15 protein-coding genes and 1 pseudogene are annotated in these 17,384 nt (G+C 64.2%); 6 read left to right on the top strand and 10 right to left on the bottom strand.

Going from position 1 to position 17,384, the window contains the following annotated elements; all coding sequences use genetic code 11:
- Positions 1-90: 90 nt before the first annotated feature.
- Together ABIB95_RS42250 and rpmB are read right to left on the bottom strand one after the other, a co-directional pair.
- Positions 91-507 (bottom strand): restriction endonuclease, encoded by a 417-nt coding sequence (locus ABIB95_RS42250; protein WP_354248610.1) that lies wholly within the window; start codon positions 505-507, stop codon positions 91-93.
- A gap of 175 nt (positions 508-682) precedes the next feature.
- Positions 683-994, bottom strand: a complete 312-nt coding sequence (gene rpmB, locus ABIB95_RS42245; RefSeq protein ID WP_063980641.1) for a 50S ribosomal protein L28 — start codon at positions 992-994, stop codon at positions 683-685.
- Between the two features lie 581 nt (positions 995-1,575).
- Between rpmB and ABIB95_RS42240 the strand changes: the two genes are divergently transcribed.
- The 5 genes and pseudogenes from ABIB95_RS42240 (at position 1,576) to ABIB95_RS42220 (ending at position 8,478) form a co-directional block, all read left to right on the top strand.
- Positions 1,576-2,361, top strand: a complete 786-nt coding sequence (locus tag ABIB95_RS42240) for a DUF3108 domain-containing protein (protein WP_502917930.1) — start codon at positions 1,576-1,578, stop codon at positions 2,359-2,361.
- A gap of 837 nt (positions 2,362-3,198) precedes the next feature.
- Positions 3,199-6,588 (top strand): helicase-related protein, encoded by a 3,390-nt coding sequence (locus ABIB95_RS42235; RefSeq protein WP_354248608.1) that lies wholly within the window; start codon positions 3,199-3,201, stop codon positions 6,586-6,588.
- 10 nt (positions 6,589-6,598) lie between these two features.
- Positions 6,599-6,868: pseudogene (locus tag ABIB95_RS42230) on the top strand (RNA-binding S4 domain-containing protein); the annotation flags it as partial.
- A 132-nt stretch (positions 6,869-7,000) separates the two neighbouring features.
- Complete coding sequence (fdxA, locus tag ABIB95_RS42225) at positions 7,001-7,339, top strand: ferredoxin FdxA (protein WP_071908456.1); 339 nt, start codon at positions 7,001-7,003, stop codon at positions 7,337-7,339.
- A gap of 344 nt (positions 7,340-7,683) precedes the next feature.
- The gene (locus ABIB95_RS42220; protein WP_354248605.1) at positions 7,684-8,478 is read left to right on the top strand and encodes a CarD family transcriptional regulator; all 795 of its coding nucleotides are present in this window, start codon (positions 7,684-7,686) and stop codon (positions 8,476-8,478) included.
- 175 nt (positions 8,479-8,653) lie between these two features.
- On the opposite strand, the gene ABIB95_RS42215 is transcribed toward ABIB95_RS42220, so the two are convergent.
- Entirely contained in the window at positions 8,654-9,325 is a 672-nt protein-coding gene (locus tag ABIB95_RS42215) for a hypothetical protein (RefSeq protein ID WP_354248603.1), read from the bottom strand.
- Positions 9,326-9,453: 128 nt separating this feature from the next.
- On the opposite strand from ABIB95_RS42215, the gene ABIB95_RS42210 reads away from it, so the two are divergent.
- Positions 9,454-10,344 (top strand): LysR substrate-binding domain-containing protein, encoded by an 891-nt coding sequence (locus ABIB95_RS42210; RefSeq protein WP_085399180.1) that lies wholly within the window; start codon positions 9,454-9,456, stop codon positions 10,342-10,344.
- A gap of 2 nt (positions 10,345-10,346) precedes the next feature.
- Here the strand turns inward: ABIB95_RS42210 and ABIB95_RS42205 are convergent, their stop codons facing one another.
- From ABIB95_RS42205 to cyoA, 7 genes are read right to left on the bottom strand one after another with little or no spacing between them, the layout of a single operon-like run.
- On the bottom strand, positions 10,347-10,880 hold the full coding sequence (locus tag ABIB95_RS42205; RefSeq protein ID WP_014490373.1) for a response regulator transcription factor: 534 nt from the start codon (positions 10,878-10,880) through the stop codon (positions 10,347-10,349).
- Positions 10,870-12,249, bottom strand: a complete 1,380-nt coding sequence (locus ABIB95_RS42200) for an ATP-binding protein (RefSeq protein WP_085399179.1) — start codon at positions 12,247-12,249, stop codon at positions 10,870-10,872. The genes ABIB95_RS42205 and ABIB95_RS42200 overlap by 11 nt, the downstream gene beginning before the upstream one ends.
- Positions 12,221-13,069, bottom strand: coding sequence for an SURF1 family protein (locus ABIB95_RS42195; RefSeq protein ID WP_354248600.1), 849 nt, complete (start codon positions 13,067-13,069; stop codon positions 12,221-12,223). Before ABIB95_RS42195 ends, ABIB95_RS42200 begins: the two co-directional genes overlap by 29 nt.
- A gap of 47 nt (positions 13,070-13,116) precedes the next feature.
- Positions 13,117-13,497 carry a cytochrome o ubiquinol oxidase subunit IV gene (gene cyoD / locus ABIB95_RS42190; protein WP_085399178.1) on the bottom strand — a complete coding sequence of 127 codons (381 nt, stop codon included), beginning with the start codon at positions 13,495-13,497 and terminating at the stop codon, positions 13,117-13,119.
- A complete protein-coding gene (gene cyoC, locus ABIB95_RS42185; RefSeq protein WP_354248597.1) occupies positions 13,494-14,123 on the bottom strand; it encodes a cytochrome o ubiquinol oxidase subunit III in 630 nt (209 codons plus the stop codon). Before cyoC ends, cyoD begins: the two co-directional genes overlap by 4 nt.
- The gene (cyoB, locus tag ABIB95_RS42180; protein ID WP_208067907.1) at positions 14,124-16,121 is read right to left on the bottom strand and encodes a cytochrome o ubiquinol oxidase subunit I; all 1,998 of its coding nucleotides are present in this window, start codon (positions 16,119-16,121) and stop codon (positions 14,124-14,126) included.
- Between the two features lie 11 nt (positions 16,122-16,132).
- Positions 16,133-17,293: a ubiquinol oxidase subunit II gene (cyoA, locus tag ABIB95_RS42175; RefSeq protein ID WP_166065034.1), complete on the bottom strand. Its 1,161-nt coding sequence runs from the start codon at positions 17,291-17,293 to the stop codon at positions 16,133-16,135.
- Positions 17,294-17,384: the final 91 nt, after the last annotated feature.

Genomic DNA, 17,384 nt, shown 5'->3' with positions numbered 1-17,384 from the left:
ACCGCCGCTGCCTGAACGGGTCAGATGCCGCCCTCGATACGAAGGCCATCCGTCAAAAGCGCGGGCGTCACCGTGCGGAGAAAATCGCGCTTACATCCAATCTCTGTGGAATACCCGACAACGCTTTACGCCGACGCTCTCGAACGCTTTGCGTATCTTGAGTTCGCTAGAGCCTGTGATCGTGTGATTGGTGAGAATTATGTAGTCGTCGGCGAGCTTTTGTTTTGCGAGTCGCTTGGCCTTTGGGATTTCGTCGATCAGCATGGATAGCGTAAGATTCAAATTTGCTTTCGAAGTAAATTTGCACTGGATTGTGCTGTTCCCTTGTGAATGGCCGTCCCAACGACCTACGAAAGCCCCATCACGGCCAGCGTCGTTGGAGGGAAGGAATGTCTGGACGGTCCGTTTTGTCTGCTCTTCGACAACGCCGACACATAGATCCTGGAACGCCTTCCAGCCGAGGCGATGAATAGGGAATTCTTCCATATGCAGGAAACCGACAATCAAAATGGCAAATGCAATCTAATCGCGAGATTCGCGGTTCTGCAACTCTGGTTCTGAGTTTTAGGCAGACTAAAAACAAAAACGGCCGGATCTTTCGATCCGGCCGCGACGCAAAACTCTACTGGCTAAGACTACGCCACGCGACGCAACTTAGCCCCCGCCCGATTTCAAAATTGGATTAGCTGGCCTTCTTCGCCGGCGCGGCCGTCGGGCCGACCTTCTTCTGGATGGCGCGCTTCAGCTCGAGGGCGCGCGGCGACAGGACGTCGGCCTTGGCCTTGAGCAGGAAGGGGTCGAGGCCGCCATTGTGGTCGACGCTCTTGACCGCGTTGGTGGAGACGCGCAGGCGCACGTTGCGGCCGAGCGCTTCGCTGATGAACGTCACGTTGACGAGGTTCGGCAGGAAGCGGCGCTTGGTCTTGATGTTGGAGTGGCTGACCTTGTGGCCGACGAGGGGGCCCTTGGCCGTCAGTTCGCAGCGGCGAGACATGGTAGAAATCCTCTTCTGTCCCCCAAACGATTTGCGGCCGCCATTCTGGGCGCCACGGGGGCTAATTCTGTGTCCTTGCAGGGAGCGGGCGGACGTATAGGGGGGAAGGGACGGGACGTCAAGGTTTTGGGCGGGGATTCATGCTCCGCGGCATCCCCCACAACAGGTGTCATCGCCCGGCTTGACCGGGCGATCCAGTACGCCGAGGCGGTGCGGCTGGAGCCAAGGGGCTACGGCGTACTGGATGCCCCGGTCAAGCCGGGGCATGACGGCGGAATGGGCGGGGCGAGGTGCGCGTCCCTGACACACCCCCGATCACCAAAACGGCAATGATTGAAGTGCCTTACCATCACATAAAGGGCGTATTCGCACACGAAGTATCAAGTGGAGTTCCGCATGCCTCCGCGCCCGGACACATTGTTTGCAGCGGTTTTTGGCTTAAGTAACAACCGTTCGCGCCCCGATTGGATTGTTTCGTGCTCACATCCCCCCGACTTTGGCTCCAAGGCTTGGTCAGTCACGGCTCAGCCAGACCGCGCTCCGCCGGCCGGCTGGCTTTCGCAGCCCTTTGCGGGCTGGTCGTGGCGTGGGGCGCGGAGCCCGTGGCGGCGCAGGGCAAGCTCGAGGCGCAGTATGAGGCGACGCTGGCCGGCATTCCCGTCGGCAAGGGCGCCTGGAACATCGACATCGGCGACGACGTGTTCGCGGCCGCGGCCTCCGGCGGCACCACGGGGCTGCTGAAATCCTTCGCGGGCGGGTCCGGCACCGGCGCCTCGCAAGGCAGGGTGGTCAACGGTGCGCTGGTCGCGACCGGCTACCAGGCCTCCACCACCACCTCGAAGAAGACCGAAGAGATCCGCATCACGCTCGACAAGGGCAATGTGAAGGAGTTCGGCATCGTGCCGGAACCGCCTGTCGATGCCGACCGCATCGTCGTCACCGACGCGCATCGCCGCGGCGTCTGGGACCCGATGACGGCCTCGCTGCTGCGCGTGCCCGGCACCGGCGACCCCGTGACGCCGGACGCCTGCCACAACGCAGCATCCGTGTTCGACGGCCGCATGCGCTACGAGCTGAAACTCGATTTCAAGCGCATGGAGAGCGTGAAGGCGGAGAAGGGCTACAGGGGCCCGGTCGTGGTCTGCGCGCTCTATTTCGTGCCCGTGGCGGGCTACATTCCCGACCGTCCCGTGATCAAATACCTCGCCGCCCAGCGCAACATCGAGATCGCCTTCGCCCCCGTCGCGGGCACGCGCATCCTGGTCCCGTTCTGGCTGAAAGTGCCGACGCCGCTCGGCCCGGCCATGCTGGAAGCGACCAGCTTCATCACGTCAGCCCAGCCGCCAAAGGTCGCCAAGACGCAGTAGGGCGCCGCTGCGCCCGTCCTCCCACTGCCGTCATTCCGGGGCGCGCCCCTTGGCGCGAGCCCGGAATCCATCAGGCCGCAGAGACTGGCTCACGATGGATTCCGGGCTCGTCGCTGCGCGACGCCCCGGAATGACGAGCGAGGGGAATTCGTAGCGTGACTCCAACACCTTACCCGCCGCCACCCCGCCATTCCCGCGGCACCCGTTTCTACTGTGCATGGGGTTGTTTTCGCGAAAAATGAGTTTGGGGGTCGGCTGTCGGGGAATCCATTTGACTCCTGCCCGATTCTGATTCGACTCCGCGCCGTCCCCAATTTTAAGGAACCGGTCATCGAAACGCCGCTTGTGCGGCAGGGCAAAACTCCATCTAGTGCACAACCAATAAGAGTCCCGCGACATGTGGCGTGAACGGAACAGGACTTCAGCGGGAGTCAGCGATTCGGCCGCGATTCGTTCTAGAGTCGTTCCGAAGCTTAAAGCCAACGGGAAAAGCGTCGCAAAGTGAGACAGTTGCGCGAGGTTTGGGGAGTGCGCTCCCACACGCTCGGTGTTATCGCCCGGCTTGACCGGGCGATCCAGTACGCCGAGGCCGTTGTGGTTGAGCGGACAGGGCGCGGCGTACTGGATGCCCCGGTCCCGGCTCCGCCAAGGCTACGCCGGGGCTCAGGGGGGTGCTCGGCCCGCCGAAGCCTTGGCGAAGGCGGCAGGCCGGGGCATGACAGTGGAATGCTTGGCTGCAGCGTAGCGTTCGGAGACATGGCCGACACCTCCCAGCCCTCAACACACCCCAAAACAGCACTGACATTCGCCCAAATCGCCACTACCTAATCCCCAGACATGGCCTTCTCCTCCTCCCCCTTCGCCTCCGAGCGCGCACCTGGCGCGGGCGTCACTGCGGTGCTCGGGCCGACCAACACCGGCAAGACCCATCTCGCCATCGAGCGGATGCTCGCGCATCCCTCTGGCGTGATCGGGCTGCCGCTGCGGCTGCTCGCGCGCGAGGTCTATAACAAGATCGCCGCGCGGGTCGGCAGCGAGGCCGTCGCGCTGATCACGGGCGAGGAGAAGATCAAGCCGAAGAACCCGCGCTATTGGGTCTCCACCGTCGAGGCGATGCCGCGCGACCTCGACGTCTCCTTCCTCGCCGTCGACGAGGTCCAGATCGCCTCCGATCTCGAACGCGGCCACGTCTTCACCGACCGCATCCTCAACCGCCGCGGCCGCGACGAGACGCTGCTGCTGGGCGCCGCCACGATGCGCCCGATCATCGAGCGGCTGCTGCCGGGCGTGTCCATGATCACGCGGCCGCGCCTGTCGCAGCTGGAATTCGCCGGGGACCGCAAGATCACGCGCCAGCCGCGCCGCACCGCCATCGTCGCCTTCTCGGCCGACGAGGTCTACGCCATCGCCGAGCTGATCCGCCGCCAGCATGGCGGCGCGGCCGTGGTGCTGGGATCGCTTAGCCCGCGCACGCGCAATGCGCAGGTGGAGATGTTCCAGAACGGCGACGTCGATTATCTCGTCGCCACCGACGCCGTCGGCATGGGCCTCAATCTCGACGTCGACCACGTCGCCTTCGCCTCCGACCGCAAGTTCGACGGCTACCAGTTCCGTAGGCTGACGCCGGCCGAATTCGCGCAGATCGCCGGGCGCGCGGGGCGCGCCACGCGCAACGGTACTTTCGGGACGACGGGCCGCTGCGGACCGTTCGAGCCCGAGCTCGTCAACGCGCTGCAGAACCACACCTTCGACAACGTGAAGATGCTGCAATGGCGCAATGCGAAGCTGGATTTCGCCTCCCTCGGCGCGCTCCAGGTGTCCCTGAACCAGTCGCCCGGCCATGAGGCGCTGACGCGCGCGCCGATCGCCGAGGACATGCGCGTGCTCGACCATGCCGCCCGCGACGTCGAGGTGCGCGATATCGCGCATGGCAAGGCGGCCGTGGAACGGCTGTGGGAGGCCTGCCAGGTCCCCGATTACCGAAAACTGTCGCCGGCCGCCCATGCCGAGCTCGTCACCACGCTGTACGGCTTCCTGATGCAGAAGGGCTGCATCCCCGATTCCTGGTTCGCGGCCCAGGTCGACCAGGCTGACCGCATCGACGGCGACATCGACACGCTGTCGGCCCGGATCGCCCAGATCCGCACCTGGACCTTCGTCGCCAACCGCCCGGACTGGCTGAAAGACCCCGAGCGCTGGCAGGGGATCGCGCGGGAGGTCGAAAATAAATTATCGGATGCGCTCCATGAACGCTTGACTGAGCGTTTCGTTGATCGCCGGACCAGTGTATTGATGCGCCGCCTGCGGGAGAACACGAGCTTGAATACTGAAATCGGCAAGACCGGCGAAGTCATCGTCGAAGGCCATGTCATCGGCCGCCTCGATGGCTTCACCTTTGCACCGGATGCGGCGGAAGCAGGCTCCGATGCGAAAGCCTTGCAGGCTGCAGCGCAAGCGGTGCTCGCCGGCGAGATCAACGCGCGCGCCGAGAAACTGGGCAATGCGCCGGACGATCAGTTCGTGCTGACCTCGGAAGGCACGATCCGCTGGACCGGCGATGCCGTGGCGCGCCTGTCTGCCGCGGAGGAGGCGCTGCATCCGCGCATCCGCATCATCTCGGACGAGCGCCTCACCGGTGCGCCCCGCGAGAAGGTGCAGGCCCGGCTCGAGCTCTGGCTCAAGACGCATATCGAAAAGCTGCTCGGGCCGATGTTCGAGCTGTCGAAGGCCGAGGACGTCACCGGCATTGCCCGCGGCATCGCCTATCAGCTGGTCGAGGCGCTCGGCGTGCTCGAGCGTCCGAAGATCGCCAACGAGCTGAAGGATCTCGACCAGCCTTCGCGCGCCGTGTTGCGCAAATACGGCGTCCGTTTCGGCGCCTATCACATCTATTTCCCCGGCCTGCTGAAGCCCGCCGGACGCGCGCTGGCCGCGCTGCTGTGGGCGCTGAAGCAGGACAATGTCGATCTGTCCTCGCTGTCGGGCGCGCAGCATCTGGCATCTTCGGGCCGCACCTCGTTCCCGGTCGACAAGCAGCTGCCGCGCGATGCCTATCGCGTGCTCGGCTACAAGCAGGCCGGCGAGCGCGCGGTGCGCGTCGACATTCTGGAGCGCCTTGCCGATCTGATCCGCCCGGCGCTGGCCTGGCGCGAGAACTCGCCCGGCGAAAAGCCCGCCGGCGCGTTTGACGGCCGCAGCTTTGTGGTGACGCAGGCGATGACCTCGCTCACCGGCTCGGCCGGCGAGGATTTCGCCTCGGTGCTGCGCGCGCTCGGCTATCGCATGGAGAAGCGTGCGCCGCTGCCGCCGAAGCCGGTGGCTGCGCCTGCTGCGGAGACGCCGGCTGCTGAAGCAAGCGCAGAGGCTCCGACTGAACCGACTGCGACCGATGACGCCGCCGCGACCGCGGACACCGCGGTCGAAGCCGCCGCCGAGCCAGTCACCGTCGAAGACGCGCCCGGCATGGAGCAGCACGACGAGCCCGCGCATGAAGAGCCGGCGCTCGAAGCATCGCCGGAAGCCCCCGTCACGCCCGAGGATGCCCCCGGCATCGCGCCGCCGGCGGAAGAGGCTGCTGCGCCCAGCGAGGCGATGGAAGCCGCTCCCGCCGAGGCCGCTGCAACGGAAGCCGCCGCATCGGCCGATGCGGCTGCGCCGGCCGAAGCTGCCGCTGCGCCTGCCGAGCCCGAGCTCGTCGAGGTCTGGCGTCCCGGCGGCCGCCACGACGATCGCAAGCCGCGCCACGAGCGCCATCGCCACCAGCGTCACCACAATCAGCGCCCGCAGGCCGGTGCCGAAGCTGGCGCCGCCCCTGCCGAAGGCGCGGCCGCGCAGTCAGCTGACGGCGAGAAGCGCAATGAGCGCCATCGTCACGGCGGCGGTCATCGCAGGGATGGGGCAAAGGATTTCCGCAAGCCGCGCGAAGGTGGCGCCGAGGGTGCGCCGCGCCAGGAAGGGCGCGACGACAAGAGCCGCCGCTTCGAGGGCAAGGATCGCGACAACAAGGATCGCGATCGCAACAAGGGCAAGTTCGGCGGCGATCGCGACAAGGGCCGCGACAATCGCGGTCGTGACCGCGACAAGGGCCGCGACCGCCAGGGCGGGCCGTCGCTGCGCCCCTACGCCTCGAGCGCGAACCCGCGCGAGCGCGATCGTCCAGCCGATCCGAACTCGCCCTTCGCAAAGCTCGCTGCGCTGAAAGAGCAGCTGTCCGGTCGCAAGGAGTGATCCCACGACCGAGCGGCAGCGCCTCGACAAATGGCTGTGGCACGCGCGGGTGGTGAAGGCGCGCACCTCCGCGGCCGAACTCGTTGAGTCCGGCCACGTTCGCATCAACGGTACGCGCGAGAAGTCGCCGGGCCATGCGATCAAGATCGGCGACGTGATCACCATCGCGCTCGATCGCACCGTGCGCGTGCTGAAAGTAACCGCTTTCAACGAGCGCCGCGGCGATGCCGCCTCGGCCCGCGTGCTCTACGAGGAGCTGAGCGAAGCGAAGCGCAATTAATTGCGCTTTGAATTCATTTCTTGGTCGATCAAACGCGTAAAGCCGTCATGATCGGCCGTTCCCGACCTTGCGGCGCCGGGCCATCCGCGCTACGCAAGCCGCGACTTTTAAAAGAGCTTTTCGGAGCGTTGGATGACTTACGTCGTCACTGAAGCCTGCATCAAGTGCAAGTATACCGACTGCGTCGAGGTCTGCCCGGTCGACTGTTTCTACGAGGGCGAGAACATGCTCGTCATCCATCCTGACGAGTGCATCGACTGCGGCGTGTGCGAGCCGGAATGCCCCGCCGACGCCATCAAGCCGGACACGGAACCGGGCCTGGAAAAGTGGCTCCAGGTCAACGCCGACTACGCCAAAAGCTGGCCGAACATCACCCAGAAGAAAGAATCACCCCCCGACGCGAAGGAATTCGACGGCCAGGAAGGCAAGTTCGAGAAATATTTTTCTTCGAACCCGGGCTCGGGAGACTAATTCTCGCCCAAACTTAACCCTAATACCTTCGTCAGCGCCGAAAACCAGCCCTCAAGACCCCTAAATCATTGATTTTTGCGGGAAATGTGCTATATTGAGCACATTAAGCTGAACCCCGTCAGCCCAGTTGGCCCCGTTGGGTTCCCGTGAAACCAAATGTCGAACAGGGGCGTGGCAGTTTCCGCGCGCAGGCTGTGTCACAGAAAACGCGTAAAAAGAGTACTTCAGCGAGGGCTTCCCATAAGGAGGCCAAAAAAGTCGCCGCGGCCAGCCGTAGCGCATCCAAGGGTCGGACCGCGACTAAGGCACCGGCTGCAAAGTCCTCGAAGAACAAAAGAAGCGCAATGCCTCACAAGACTGCCAAACCGGCCGCGAAAGCGACCGTTGCCAAGCCTGCTGCTGCCAAGGCTTCCGCTGCCAAGCCCGTTGCTCCGAAGGCTCCTGTTGCTGCCGCCCCTGCCAAAGCCCCCGTTGCTGCTGCGAAGCCGGCCGTGAAGGCTGCTGCACCCGCGCCGAAGGTCGAGGAAAAGAAGGTCGTGACCCAGCGCCAGGGCTTCAAGGCCAACGAATTCGTCGTCTATCCCGCTCACGGCGTTGGCCAGATCCTGGCCATCGAGGAGCAGGAGATCGCCGGTGCGAAGCTCGAGCTGTTCGTCATCAATTTCATCAAGGACAAGATGACGCTGCGCGTGCCGACCGCCAAGGTTGCGAACGTCGGCATGCGCAAGCTGTCCGACCCCGCGCTGGTGAAGAAGGCGCTGGAGACGCTGAAGGGCCGTGCCCGCGTCAAGCGCACCATGTGGTCGCGCCGCGCCCAGGAATACGAAGCAAAGATCAATTCGGGCGACATCGTCGCGATCGCGGAAGTCGTGCGCGACCTCTACCGTTCCGAGTCGCAGCCCGAGCAGTCGTACTCTGAACGTCAGCTCTATGAAGCGGCGCTCGATCGTCTCTCCCGCGAGATCGCGGTTGTGCAGCACTCGACCGAGACCGAAGCGGTCAAGGAGATCGAGGCCCAGCTCGCCAAGAGCCCGCGCCGCACCAACGCCAAGGCGGAAGCCGCCGAGGGCGAGGGCGAGGCGGATGCCGACGGCGATACCGATGGCGACGACACCGCCGTCGCCGACGAGGCCGCGTAAGCGTCTCGCAGCGTCGATCGCAAGCAATCAAAAGCCCGGCCGTCGGCCGGGCTTTTTTGTTTTGAGTGGATCAGGCTTTGCGACAGTGCGACCCATGCGTTTGCACGACCACGGGTGTTCAGGCCCCGTGTTGAGGGCATCGCGTCGAGGGAGAGTGTGACGAACTTGACCCGAGTCACTTCCTGATCAGCGGAATCTGCAAATTGGTCGGCCGGTTCTGCTCGGTGTCAAAGCCACGGCCTTCGATGTTGCGGGCGCCCCAGAACAGGAGGTCGCCCCTGAGATAGACGAGATCATATTCCATGAAGTTCGTGGCTTCGGCGAGACCGAAGGGAGCGAAGGTCTTGCCGAAGATGCTCTGGGGCGCGCCTACGTCCCACGGTGCATATCCGACCGCGGCGACCTTGTTGAGCACATCGGCAAATCCCTGTGCCAGCGGCGTAACCTCGTAGGTCTCGTCGGCAACGAAGTCGACCTTCTGCGCGCCCGGAGCGACGGGATGCGCACCCCTCCACAGCATATGGCCGCCAATCCTGATCCGCGCGAGCGGCACGGCGCTGTAGGGATCGGCCGAGTTGACGATCTCGAGCTCGAAACGGTCGGAGGGGAGATATTTGAAGGCCCGCTTGAGATAGAACGGCTTGAGCGTGCCATCGGCGTTCTTCGCCGCGCTCGGGCGCACCTCCGGTGCGATGCTTTCCCAGTCGCCGAGCAACGCCTGCTTCAATCCTGTCACATCCAGTTCCATGTTGTTTGCCTTTGCCTGCGTGTTGGAGGATTGCGCAGCCACTTCGCCAGATCCCGCCAGCGCGAGGATCAGCAGCGACGTCTGAATGCTCTTGAGCATGTGAAGCTCGCTCCCGTGCGCCTCTGCCTGCCAGGCAGACCTCGTTCACGCCGGCTATACGGGCAGCTGGCCGCCTGGAAAAAGACTTTGTAAGCTGGCCCCATGCCTGCGAGATATGGGAGATCGCGATGGAGCTTCGGCATCTCCGCTATTTCGTCGCCGTTGCCGATGCAGGCAGTTTGACTGTTGCGGCCGAGCAGAAGCTGCACACGTCGCAGCCGTCGCTCAGCCGGCAAATCCGGGACCTCGAACGGGAGGTCGGCGTTCCCTTGATGAACCGCAGCGCCCAAGGCATCGCGCTGACGGCGGCCGGCAAGGCCTTTCTCGAGCACGCCAGAATGGCGCTGCTTCAGGCGGAGGCTGCCAAGGAAGCGGCGCTCCGTGCCGCGCAGCCCCCGCAGCCCGCTTTCTCGTTGGGCTTTCTGTCGGGCGCCGAAATCGACCTGCTGCCCGAGGTGGATCGCATTCTGCGCGACGCATTTCCCGGCATCGATATCCGCCTGTCGAGCGATTATTCGCCCTCGCTTGCCAAGGCCCTGATGCGGCGAAAGCTCGATGCTGCCTTCATCCGGCCGGAGGAGCACATGGAAGATCTGGTCTGCCGGCGCGTGCGCACCGATCCGCTGGTCTTCGTCTTTCCGAGCGACCATCGGCTGGCATCGCAAGCCGCGGTGGCGCCCGAGGAGATCAGGGACGAGACCTTCTACCTACCGTCCAAATCCGCTCCCGCGGTTCGCCGTATCGTTCTGGATTATTTCAGCCGGACCGGAATCGACCTCAAGCCCGACCGCGAAGTCCACAATGTCGTTCACGCGATCTCCATGATCGCGTCCACGCGCGGCGTCATGATGCTGCCGGCCTACACGAAGCGATATCTGCCGGAGACGATCACCACCCGGCCGGTGCGGGGTGAAGCACCCAAGCTCGATCTCGTTGTCGCCTATCACAAGGCGAATAAATCCCCGATCCTGAAGTTGCTTCTCTCCGAGGTCGGCAAGCTCGCCACGGCGTCGTCCTAGGCTCACTTCACCGGCCGCTTCTCGAGCTTCCTTGCCAGCGTGCGGCGGTGCATGCCCAGCCTTCTTGCCGCTTCCGAGATGTTGAAATCGGTCTCGATCAGCGTCTGGTGGATGCGCTCCCATTCCAGCGTCTTGATCGATGTCGGCCGCGCATCGAGGGCGACTTCGGCGTTGCCTTCGGCCTTGTTGAAGGCGGCTTCGATATCGTCGGTGTTCGACGGCTTTGCCAGGTAGTGGCAGGCGCCGAGCTTGATCGCCTCGACGGCGGTGGAGATGCTGGCAAAGCCGGTCAGCACCACGATCAGCATCTCCGGATCATGCGTGTGCAGCAGCTCGACGCAGGCGAGGCCCGAGGCGCCACCGAGCTTGAGATCGACCACCGCGTGTCCAAAGGATCGCTCCTCCAGCACCTTCCGCACCTCTTCGATCGAAGCTGCGAGGACAACGTCATAGCCGCGGCGCTCGAATGAGCGTTTCAGCGTGCGCGCGAAGCCGGCATCGTCCTCGACGACGATGAGCGAACGGTCAGGCGTCAAAATTTCCTCCGATCGCGAGCGTTGCGAGCGGCAGCGTCAGGCGGACGGTGGCGCCGCGCTTCCTGTGGTTCTCGGCGGTCACGCTGCCGCCGAGCTTGCGCACGACGTTCACCACCAGGAACAGGCCGAGCCCGCCGCCGGCGCGGCCCTTGCTCGAGTGATAGGGTTTTCCCAGCTGCGCCAGCATCTCCGGCGCAAAGCCCGGGCCGCGATCGCTGATCGACAGCACGAGATTGTCGCCCTCGCGCTCGGCCAGCAGCTCCACCCATTCGCGCGAGACCTCATAGGCATTGTCGAGCACGTTGAAGATCACTTGCTTCAGCGCGATGTCGGAGACGATCGCGACGTCCTCGCCGAACGTGTTGACGAAATAGAGCGTGCGGGCCGAGCGTGCGTCGCGCCACTCGTTCACCAGCGCGGTGACGAAGGCCGTCACCGTCGTCGGCGAGGAGCCTTCGCCGCGCGCTTCGCCCGCCGACACCAGGATGCCCGTCACGATGGTCTTGCAGCGTTGCAGAGAGGTTTCCATCTCCGCGAGATCCTCGGCAAGTTCCTGATCGGCGGCGAGATCGGGCATGCGGCGCCAGTCGCTGAGGATGACCGACAGCGAGGCGAGTGGCGTGCCGAGCTCATGCGCCGCGCCGGAGGCGAGCAGGCCCATGCGGACGATGTGGTCCTGCTCGGCCGCATGCTGGCGCAGTGCCGCCAGATGCGCATCGCGCTCGCGCAAATTCCTGTTGATCCGGGTGACGAACACGACCAGCAGCACGGCGTTGAGGACGAAGCCCAGCAGCATGCCTGTTACGGTGAGACTGTAGGCCTCGCTGATCGGGTTCGGCGGCAGGTCGAGCGGCCGGTAGGCCATGGTCAGCCATATGAAACTCGCGCAGGTCAGTGCGACCAGCGACCAGGTCGAGCGGGCATTAAGCAGCACCGCGCCCAACGTCACCTGGAGCAGGAACAGCGAGGTGAAGGGATTGGTGGCGCCGCCGCTGAGGTAGAGCTGCGCCGTCAGTGCGGCGACATCGAGCATCAAGGCGACCAGCAGCTCGTTGTTGGTGATCGCGGCGCGATGGCGCACCCAGACGAGGCTGGAGGCGTTGAGCAGCAGCAGCGCGCCGATCACCGCGCCCATCCGTTCCAATGGCAGGGGGATACCCAGGCCGAAATGCACGCCGCCGATGGTCACGATCTGGCCGACCACCGCGGTCCAGCGCAGCTGGATCAGCAGCGCCATGTTCTTGCGGTTGGTCTCGTCGTCGGTCGGCGCAACGCCGATCAGTTCGCTGCGCGCGTCCGCCTGCGATTGCAGCGTGACGGCGTCATGCGTCATTCCGTCGTCAGGTAGATTCGACGATCGTTCCAGCATCTGATCCCGTCCTGCGGGCGGTGGCATCGGAGCCGCCGGCCGGTTCGTGGACGAAGCGCTTGCGGCGGAACAGCCCGCCGCCGAATGTGACGAAAAGTTTACCCGCCAGCATGAAAGCCAGGGCAAACCACGTCAGCGCGTAGATCAGGTGGTTATTGGGAAAGCTGATCACGGTCAATCCGCCGATCGGGCCGCTGGTGGTTTGTGATCCGGCGTCAGCATCGACGAAAAAGGGTGCGACATGGTCGAGGCCGCGCGCTGCCGCAATCGCGGCGACATCCCGCGAGTACCAGCGGTTGTGCTGGGGCACGTTGTTCCTGAGGAAACCGCCCTTCGGCTCCGTCATGCGGAGCAGGCCCGTGATCTCGACCTGCCCGTCCGGATTGCCGCTCTGGCGCGTCGATGCGTCGCGCCGCTCGGACGGCACGAAGCCACGATTGACCAGGACCAGCGTGCCGTCGCCGCGCTGAAGCGGCGTCAGCACCCAATAGCCGGGGCCTTCCTCGGTGACGGCCTGAACCAGTGTCTCGCGATCATGCAGGAAGCGTCCGGTGAGGCTGACGTGCCTGTATTCGTCGTTTGCGGTGGAGACGGTCGGCCAGGCCGCGGGCGACGGGATCGGCTGGGCCGGGGCATGGACGCGCTGCTCGACGCGGTCGATCAGCGCCAGCTTCCAGGCACGGCGCTCGATCTGCCAGACGCCGAGTGCGATCAGAAGTGCAAAGGCCACGAGCGAGAGGACCGTGAGCCACAGGCGCGGACGCGCAGCCTTGCGGCGCGCGCCCTTGTCCCTGCCTGTCACGGTCCAAGCCTTGCTCACGTTCAAGCCTTGCTCACTTCCAAGCCTTGCTCACTTCGGGGTCTCGCTTACTTCATTCCCGTCATCTGGTGCATCGGCATCATGTTGCTGTTGAGGTGGTTCATCACCCACAGCGAACCGGACAGCGCGATCACCACCATGACGATGGTGAAGATCAGCGCCATCATGCTCCAGCCGTTCTCGGACTTGGTGTTCATGTGCAGGAAGTAGATCATGTGCACGACGATCTGCACGACAGCGAAGGCCATGATGACGAGCGCGGTGATCTGCTTGCTCGGCAGCGCGCCGCTCATCACCAGCCAGAACGGGATCGCGGTCAGCACGACCGAGAGCACGAAGCCGAGCATGTAGGTCGAGAACGTGCCGTGGGCGTGGTCGTCGCCGTGGTGATGGCCGTCCGCGTGGGCGGCGTGGGTATCGGTGTTCATCGCAGAACTCCCAGGAGATAGACGAAGGTGAAGACGCCGATCCAGACCACGTCCAGGAAGTGCCAGAACATCGACAGGCACATCAGGCGGCGGCGGTTGGCTTCGATCAGGCCGAACTTCCAGACCTGCACCATCAGCGTCACCAGCCAGATCAGGCCGCAGGAGACGTGCAGGCCGTGGGTGCCGACCAGCGTGAAGAACGCGGACAGGAAGGCGCTGCGCTGCGGGGTCGCCCCTTCATGGATCATGTGGGCGAACTCGGAGAGCTCGATGCCGATGAAGGCGAGACCGAACAGGCCGGTGATCGCCAGCCACATCTGGGTCTGGGCGATCTTGTTCTGCTGCATCGTCAGCATGGCAAAGCCATAGGTGATCGACGACAGCAGCAGCATCGAGGTGTTCACCGCGACCAGCGGCAGTTCGAACAGGTCCTTCGGGGCGGGGCCGGCGGCGTAGTTGCCGCCGAGCACGCCGAAGGTGGCGAACAGCATCGCAAAGATGAGGCAGTCGCTCATCAGGTAGATCCAGAAGCCGAGCGGGGTGCTGTAGCCTTCCGGATGCGGGTGTTCGTCGGCGAGATAGAAGACCGGCTCGCCGGTTTGGGTAGGATTGACAGCGACAGTCATTTACTTGGCTCCGGCGAGCAGTTTGGTGCGCGCGTCCTCGGTCCGGATGACGTCGTCGGCCGGGATGTCGAAGTCGCGGTGATAGTTGAAGGTGTGACCGATGCCGACGGCGAGCATCGCGATGAAGCTCACGGCGGCAAGCCACCAGATGTACCAGATCAGGCCGAATCCCATCGCGGTGGCGAGGCCGGCGAGGATGATGCCGGTGCCGGTGCTGCTGGGCATGTGGATCGGCTTGAACCCCAAGAGCGGACGCTGATAGCCGCGCTTCTTCATGTCCCACCACGCGTCATTGTCGTGAACGACGGGGGTGAAGGCGAAGTTGTAGTCCGGCGGGGGCGAGGAGGTCGCCCATTCCAGCGTGCGTGCATCCCAGGGATCGCCGGTGACGTCCTTGAGCTGCTCGCGCTTGAGGAAGCTGACTGCGAACTGCATCAGCATGCAGAGGATGCCGAGGAAGACCAGGCCGGCGCCGATCGCGGCGATGACGAACCAGATCTGCAAGGACGGATCGTCGAACACGCGCAGGCGGCGGGTCACGCCCATCAGGCCGAGCACATAGAGCGGCATGAAGGCCATGTAGAAGCCGGTGACCCAGAACCAGAACGACAGCTTGCCCCAGAACACATCGAGCTTGAAGCCGAATGCCTTCGGGAACCAGTAGTTGATGCCGGCGAACGCGCCGAACACCACGCCGCCGATGATCACGTTGTGGAAGTGCGCGATCAGGAACAGGCTGTTGTGCAGAACGAAGTCGGCCGGCGGCACCGCAAGCAGAACGCCGGTCATGCCGCCGAGCACGAAGGTCAGCATGAAGGCGATCGTCCACAGCATCGGCAGCTCGAAGCGGATCCGGCCGCGATACATCGTGAACAGCCAGTTGAACATCTTCGCGCCCGTCGGGATCGAGATGATCATCGTGGTGATGCCGAAGAACGAGTTGACGCTGGCGCCCGAGCCCATCGTGAAGAAGTGGTGCAGCCAGACCAGGTACGACAGGATGGTGATGACCACCGTGGCGTAGACCATCGAGGTATAGCCGAACAGCCGCTTGCCGGAGAAGGTCGAGGTGACTTCCGAGAAGATGCCGAAGGCGGGGAGAACCAGAATGTAGACCTCGGGATGACCCCAGATCCAGATCAGGTTCACGTACATCATCGGGCTGCCGCCGAAATCGTTCGTGAAGAAGTTGGTGCCGACGTAGCGGTCAAGCGAGAGCAGCGCGAGCACGACGGTCAGGACGGGGAAGGAGGCGACGATCAGGATGTTGGTGCAGAGCGCGGTCCAGGTGAACACCGGCATCTTCATCATGGTCATGCCGGGACAGCGCAGCTTGACGATGGTGCAGATCAGGTTGATGCCGGATAAGGTCGTGCCGACGCCTGCGACCTGCAGCGCCCAGATGTAATAGTCGACGCCGACGTCAGGACTGTAGCCGATGTTCGACAGCGGCGGATAGGCCAGCCAGCCGGTGCGGGCGAATTCGCCGATGAACAGCGAAGCCATCACCAGCACTGCGCCGCCGACCGTCATCCAGAAGCTGAAATTGTTCAGGAACGGGAACGACACGTCGCGCGCGCCGATCTGCAGCGGCACCACGTAGTTCATCAGGCCGGTGACCAGCGGCATCGCCACGAAGAAGATCATGATCACGCCATGGGCGGTGAAGACCTGGTCATAGTGATGGGCGGGGAGGAAGCCTTCGGAGCCGCCGAACGCGAGCGCCTGTTGTGCGCGCATCATCAGCGCGTCTGCGAAGCCGCGCAGCAGCATCACGATGCCGAGGATCATGTACATGATGCCGATGCGCTTGTGGTCCACGGTGGTGAACCACTCGCGCCACAGATAGCCCCAGAGGCGGAAATAGGTGATGCCGGCGAACAGCGCGCCGCCGCCGAGCGCGACCATCACGAAGGTGCCGACCAGGATGGGCTCGTGCAGCGGCAGCGAATCGAGGCCGAGACGGCCGAAGATGAGCTTGAGAAGATCAGGAGACATGCGGGATCTCTTTAGGAGTCTGACTTCGGACGTTGTCCGAGGAAGAAGGACGAGGACTTCAGCGGCGTGAAGATCGGCCGCTTCAGGCCGGCACCGAGCAGCGGCGCGGTGTCGGCGGGTGCCGTGATGGAGGCGGTGGTCCTGCCCTGCGGCGCATCGGGCGTGCAGGTGCCGGCGACGAAGGTCGGCTCCGGCCCGAGCGGGCTGCCGCGGCGGGCGTACTTGTCGTAGGCCAGCGGCAGGGTGTTGTTCAGGCCCTCATGACCGTTGCCGCCCTTGGCGTCGATCGCCATCATCTCGCTCTGGCACATCTTGCCGGTCTCGACGCACATGTTGAGGATCAGGCGGTAGAGGTCGGAATCGACGGTGCCCCAGCGGCGCACCGGCTCGTTCTCGCTCGGCTTTTCGAGCTGGAGATATTCGGCGCGGCCGAGCGAGCCGCCGGCCGATTTGGCCTGCGCGATCCAGGCGTCAAAGCCCTTGTCGTCGAGGCCCTGGAAGTTGAAGTGCATGCCAGAGAAGCCGGCGCCGCTGTAGTTCGCCGAAAAACCCTTGTAGGTACCGGCGTGGTTGATCACGGCGTGGAGCGACGTCTCCATGCCCGGCATCGCGTAGATCTGACCGGCGAGTGCGGGGATGTAGAACGAGTTCATCACCGAGGAGGCGGTGATGTGGAAGTTGATCGGGCGGTCGACCGGCGCGGCGAGCTCGTTGACGGTGGCGATGCCGTAATCGGGGTAGATAAAGAGCCATTTCCAGTCGAGCGCGACGACATCGACGACGAGCGGAGCCTTGGACTGGTCCACGGCGCGTTCCGCATGGATGCGGCCGATGTTGCGATAGGGGTCGAGCAGATGCGTGCCCATCCAGGTCAGCGCGCCCAGGCAGATGATGATCAGCAGCGGCGCCGACCAGATCACCAGCTCGAGCTTGGTCGAGTGGTCCCAATCCGGCTCGTAGCGGGCCGAGGTGTTGGACTGGCGGTAGCGCCAGGCAAACAGCACCGTCAGCGCCATCACGGGGACGACGATCAGGAGCATCAGGACGGTGGAGATGATGACGAGGTCGCGCTGTTGCGCTGCGATATCGCCAGCAGGCGCCAGCACGACGTAGTTGCAGCCGCTGAGCGCAGCTGCCAGAGGTAGCAGCGCCAGGATCTTGAGACGGGACACGGGCCGAGCCTTATGAGAATGAGTTTCCTTTGCGGGCCCAAGGGGTAGCTGCGGCGCAGCAATCCGGACATTGGACAATTTGTCCAATGTT

The sequence above is a fragment of the Bradyrhizobium sp. LA2.1 genome, assembly GCF_040547725.1.
Taxonomy (GTDB): domain Bacteria; phylum Pseudomonadota; class Alphaproteobacteria; order Rhizobiales; family Xanthobacteraceae; genus Bradyrhizobium; species Bradyrhizobium barranii.
This window is presented reverse-complemented; position numbering and strand designations above follow the sequence as displayed.